Raw genomic sequence first — 4,638 nt, forward strand, 5'->3', positions numbered from 1 at the left:
ACCACCGCGCCCAGCCGCGTCGCCACGCCGACGCCCGCGACGGTCCCGGCCAGCGCCGCCGGAGGCGCCGTGTGACCGGCCGCGCCCTGGATCAGGCGGTGGCCACCGGGTAACGAGCTCAGCGCCGCGAGTGCCCGCAGGGCGGCCAGTCGCGATCGCCGTACGCCCAGCAGGGCGCCCGCGAACCGGCGCAGCGGGTGATAGGTCCAGTCGGGCATCAGGAGCGCCGGATCTTGGCCCGCACGGCGCGGGTGGCGAGCGGACCCAGGTCGTCGAGGACCTCCAGGGCGGCGCCGAGGCGGTCCAGCGTGCCGAGCGCGTCACCGGCCGCCCGCGGATCGGCGCCCTCGTAGAGCTCGATGCCGATGAACGCCGCCGACACCGCGCGCGCGAGCCCCGGCATGTCGGCGATCTCCGCCAGCAGCGTGCCGCTCAGCACCCGGGCGAGGACGTGTTCGACCTCGCGCACCCACAGCTCCAGCGCCGCGCCGGCCGCCTCCGCCAGCGCGGGGTCGCGCTGCGCTCCGGCCAGCAGTTGCGCGAGCACCGCGACGTTCCCGGCGGCACGCTCGGCGGCGTGCAGCTCCCGGCCCGCGGCGAGAAGCTCGCGCAGCGAACCCACCTTCGCGAACCGCTCGCGGAAGGCCTCCACACGCCGGGCGGTCGCCGTGGTGCAGGACACGGCCACCAACCGGTCGACGCTGCCGAAGTGGTAGAAGATCAGCGCCTGGTTCGCCTCGGCCCGTGCCGCGATGGCCCGCGCCGACACGCCGGTGATGCCGCGGGTGCGCAGGGTCTCGATCGTGGCGTCGACGAGTCGATCCTTGGTGTCGCCCACTGGACGGCCGGCGGCCACGAGGCGTCATCTCCTCCCGGGTTGAGCGAGTGCTCAAACGCACCCTACCGGGAGTTTGAGCGGACGCTCAATCGGCGCGGGGTGGTCAGGTGAGCCAGAGCGTCAGCGCGAGGGCCATGAGCAGGTAGCCGACGGCCGCCTGCAGCCACTGCCTCCTCGCCGTCGCGTACTCGAGCAGGCCGGCACCCGCCTCCACCGCGAACGTGAGCAGCGTCAGCACCGGGCTCCACGCCACCAGCAGCCAGAGCGCGACCTCCCTGGCGATCGCCCCCGCGCCGACCACCACGGTCTCCGGCCCGAGCGCGCGTGCGGGGCTCTCGCCCGGTCCGGTCTCGGGCGCGGTGCCGGCCCGCAGCAGCCGTAACACCCCGAAGATCAGCACGGGGATCCATGTCCACAGCCCGATCCAGGCGGCCTCGACAGCCCCCGCGCCGGACCAGGTCACCAGCCCGAGGCGCAGCACCTCCTGGAGCGCGACGTTGATCACTATGACCGGCGTCATGCGCTGCGGCGGCTCGCCGGACCTCACGAAGTATCGCCCGGCGGGCAGGCCGATCAGGAACCCGGCGACGACATGCACGCCCGCGAGTCCCACGCCGCGCCATGTGGGCCCTTCCGCGAAGACCGCCAGCCCGACGCCCGCGAGCAGACACAGACCCAGCCTCACCAGCAGCTTTCCCAGCCGACGGTCTCCCAGGTCGATCGTCGCCGACGTTCCCGCCATGTGACCTCCTTTGGGTCGCGTTGGAGGAACGTTTGGCGTTTGTTGGGAGTTCCTGACTAGGAGTAATGGAGCCCGTCGAATTTCACGGTCGCGGCGCGGGCGTCCGCCTCAGTCGCCGGCGTGGTCTCCGTCCGGCCACTCCCATTCGATGCCGAGCACGCCGGCCTTGACGTTGGAGGCCGAGAGGTGCACGGCGTGGTCACCGTTGGGCACGAGCCTGCCGGTGCGGTGCATGGCGTCGGTGAGCGTGGAACGGGCGTAGGAGTAGCAGGCAGACGGCAGCCTGCCCGGGTCGAAGCGGATCTCCAGCAGGAAGTGCGCCACCGGGCAGCGGAAGCCGTGACCGTACTCCGTCCCCGGCGAGCCCGTCCGGTCGCGGCACTCGTCCTCGAACACCCAGGTGTCGCCGGCCTTCAAGCTGGTGTCCAGCAGCAGCTCCGCCACCAGCACCGGCTGGCTCGGATGCCGCTCCACCCGGCCCAGCCGGCAGTTCTCCAGGGCTCGCGGCTCGACGTCGGCGATGCTGCAGCCCGGGTCGCCGAAGTAACGCATCACGTAACGGTCCACGCCGTCGCGCCGCGCGCGGATCAGCGTGCGACTCCAGATCCGCGAGGTGACGCCGTGCCGATCGACGAACGCCTTCTGCTGCTGACTGATGATCACGACATCACGCCGGCGGGAGAGCGGGAACCCGTCCAGCAACTCGGCGATCGGCCCGTCATGTTCGTCGAGGCCGACCGCGTTGTGCCGGAGCAGGTTGCGCAGCGACTTCGGCGGGAGGCCGAGGATCTCCTCCAGCGCCTCGACCACGAGCAGGGAGTGCTCGGTGCCCGGGCGGCGGTGGCCCTTCTGCCAGTCGCTCAGTGTGGAGATCGCGATCGGCCGGCCACGCTGGGCGATCTTGCAGCGCAGGCGGTCGAGGGTCAGTCCGCTCCTGCTGATCGCGGCTCGCAACGCCTCGTGGAACGGGCCGACGACGAGCAGATCCTCAACAGAGCGAACGCTGCGAGTCATGGCCGCCCTCCCTGTGAGTCAGGGTTGATCGTCATACGGCAGCAGAGTTCGGAGGATCTGTCAATACCTCGAAATTCCGCCAATTGATGACGTTTGACATCCGAGATCAAACTGACTGACAGCCGCTGCAACCCCCCATCCAAGGAGAGCCATGCGCGCGGTACTCAAGATTCTTTTAACGGCAGTCGTGACCCTCGGGCTCGTCTCGCAGGCCCTCGCGGCCCGCGCGACCACCGTCTTCAACCCCGTTCCGGACCCCACCCCCTCGGCCCAGATCATCGGCGGGGTCGACGCCACGGAGCCGTACCCCTACATGGCGTCGCTGCAGTCTCTCGGCGGCGGCCACTTCTGCGGCGCGGCGCTGATCAGGCCGCAGTGGCTGTACACGGCCAAGCACTGCGTCGACGACGAGGGGCCGGGCACCTTCCAGGCGAGGATCGGCTCGCACAACCGCACCAGCGGCGGCGTCGTGGTCCGCAGCGCCCAGGTCGTCCTCCATCCCAGCTCCGCGAGCGACGCGGCCCTGGTCAGGCTGGCCAACCCGGTCTCGTACCAGCCGCTCGAAGTGGCCTCCAGCACCCCGATCGGCTCGCCGATCCGGCTGCTCGGCTGGGGCGCGGTGTGCGACCCCAACCCCTGCGCTCCCCCGACCATCCTCCAGCAGCTCGACACCAGCATCCTGCCGGACCAGTCATGCGGCCGGAACCAGTGGGAGCTCTGCGTGAACAACCCCAACGGCTGGCGCGGCGCCTGCTACGGCGACTCGGGCGGGCCCGCCCTGATCAAGGTCGCGGGCGTCTGGCAGCTCGCGGGCGGCACGCACGGCGGCACCAGCGCCGTCTGCGGGCAGGGACCGTCGTTCTACACCGACGCGGCCTATCACAAGTCATGGGTGGAGGGCATCGTCGGCGGCGGCGGCGGGGGCAAGCAGTTCGAGTCCCAGGCCGACGTCCAGATACCGGACTCGGGCACGGCCGAGTCGCCCCTGCAGGTCAGCGGCACCAGCGGCGCCGTCCCCGGCACGCTGGAGGTCGACCTGAACATCGTGCACACCTGGCGCGGTGACCTGAAGGTCGAGCTCGTGGCGCCCAACGGGACCGTCTACCCGGTCGTCGCACCATCGGGGAACGACGGCAACGACAACATCACCGGCAGCTTCACGGTCTCCACCCCGAACAACGGCAACGCCAACGGCACCTGGAAGCTGCGCGTCACCGACCGCGCCGCGCAGGACGTCGGCCACATCGACAGGTGGCGGCTGCGCTGGTTCTCGTGACCCAGAGTTCGGCCCGCTGGGTCTGACCCGCTGAGCAGCCCCGGTGCGCCTGACCGGCTGTGCGGCCCCTTCGCCGCGCTCCCGGCCCGCACCGGGGCCCCGCTCCACGGGCGGCCGGGTGGCCGGCCGGGGCAACTCCTGGGGGCCTGGGCGATTGGATCACCCCGCGGGTGGGAATCCCATCACGGTACCAAGCGTTAGACACCGTGGGAGACAGACCCCCCACGCATGGGGGCCCTGTAGGAGGCATTTAGACATGGGCGAGCGCGCACTTCGTGGCACCCGGCTCGGGGCAACCAGCTACGAGAACGACCGTAACACGGATCTGGCCCCGCGCCAGGAGGTGCCCTACACCTGTCCGAAGGGCCACAACTTCGAGGTCCCGCTCGCCGCTGAGGCAGAGATCCCCGCGACCTGGGAGTGCCGCATGTGCGGCGCGACCGCGGTGCGGGTGGACGGCGAGCAGCCGGAGTCGAAGAAGACCAAGCCACCGCGGACGCACTGGGACATGCTCCTGGAGCGTCGTTCGATCGAGGACCTGGAGGAGGTGCTCAACGAGAGGCTGGCCGTTCTGCGTGCCCAGCGTCGCAAGAGCGCCTGACTTCATCTCACGGTGTGAGCCCCCGGGCCCCGGCCCGGGGGCGTCTTGTTTGCCCGGCCGACGGCGCCTTTCGTGACGGAGCGGGCCGCACGCTCCGGCCCTGCCGTCGGCCGCGTGGTCGCGGAGCCTGCCCGCCGCGAGGACGAGGCGGCCAGCCGCGCCCCTCG

6 protein-coding genes are annotated in these 4,638 nt (G+C 71.3%); 2 read left to right on the forward strand and 4 right to left on the reverse strand.

The genetic code is table 11. The annotated features are described in order from the left end of the window. The 4 genes from DQW85_RS27165 to DQW85_RS27180 form a co-directional block, all read right to left on the reverse strand. Positions 1-218 (reverse strand): hypothetical protein (locus DQW85_RS27165; RefSeq protein ID WP_205315442.1); only part of this gene is annotated, 218 nt, incomplete at its 3' end. After that, the gene (locus DQW85_RS27170; protein WP_240197453.1) at positions 218-856 is read right to left on the reverse strand and encodes a TetR family transcriptional regulator; all 639 of its coding nucleotides are present in this window, start codon (positions 854-856) and stop codon (positions 218-220) included. The genes DQW85_RS27170 and DQW85_RS27165, both read right to left, overlap by 1 nt. 85 nt (positions 857-941) lie before the next feature. Continuing rightward, entirely contained in the window at positions 942-1,580 is a 639-nt protein-coding gene (locus tag DQW85_RS27175) for a hypothetical protein (protein WP_113702758.1), read from the reverse strand. A gap of 108 nt (positions 1,581-1,688) precedes the next feature. Next, the gene (locus DQW85_RS27180; RefSeq protein WP_113702759.1) at positions 1,689-2,594 is read right to left on the reverse strand and encodes a helix-turn-helix domain-containing protein; all 906 of its coding nucleotides are present in this window, start codon (positions 2,592-2,594) and stop codon (positions 1,689-1,691) included. Between the two features lie 151 nt (positions 2,595-2,745). On the opposite strand from DQW85_RS27180, the gene DQW85_RS27185 reads away from it, so the two are divergent. Together DQW85_RS27185 and DQW85_RS27190 are read left to right on the forward strand one after the other, a co-directional pair. Continuing rightward, positions 2,746-3,870 (forward strand): trypsin-like serine protease, encoded by a 1,125-nt coding sequence (locus DQW85_RS27185; protein WP_113702760.1) that lies wholly within the window; start codon positions 2,746-2,748, stop codon positions 3,868-3,870. Between the two features lie 256 nt (positions 3,871-4,126). Then, positions 4,127-4,471 (forward strand): RNA polymerase-binding protein RbpA, encoded by a 345-nt coding sequence (locus DQW85_RS27190; protein ID WP_101786769.1) that lies wholly within the window; start codon positions 4,127-4,129, stop codon positions 4,469-4,471. Positions 4,472-4,638: the final 167 nt, after the last annotated feature.

It is taken from the genome of Nonomuraea lactucae (assembly GCF_003313395.1).
GTDB lineage: Bacteria > Actinomycetota > Actinomycetes > Streptosporangiales > Streptosporangiaceae > Nonomuraea > Nonomuraea lactucae.

Coding starts and splice junctions, on each gene's coding strand:
- DQW85_RS27175 (WP_113702758.1), bottom strand. CDS start 1,580: ATGGCGGGAACGTCGGCGACGATCGACCTGGGAGACCGTCGGCTGGGA.
- DQW85_RS27180 (WP_113702759.1), bottom strand. CDS start 2,594: ATGACTCGCAGCGTTCGCTCTGTTGAGGATCTGCTCGTCGTCGGCCCG.
- DQW85_RS27185 (WP_113702760.1), top strand. CDS start 2,746: ATGCGCGCGGTACTCAAGATTCTTTTAACGGCAGTCGTGACCCTCGGG.
- DQW85_RS27190 (WP_101786769.1), top strand. CDS start 4,127: ATGGGCGAGCGCGCACTTCGTGGCACCCGGCTCGGGGCAACCAGCTAC.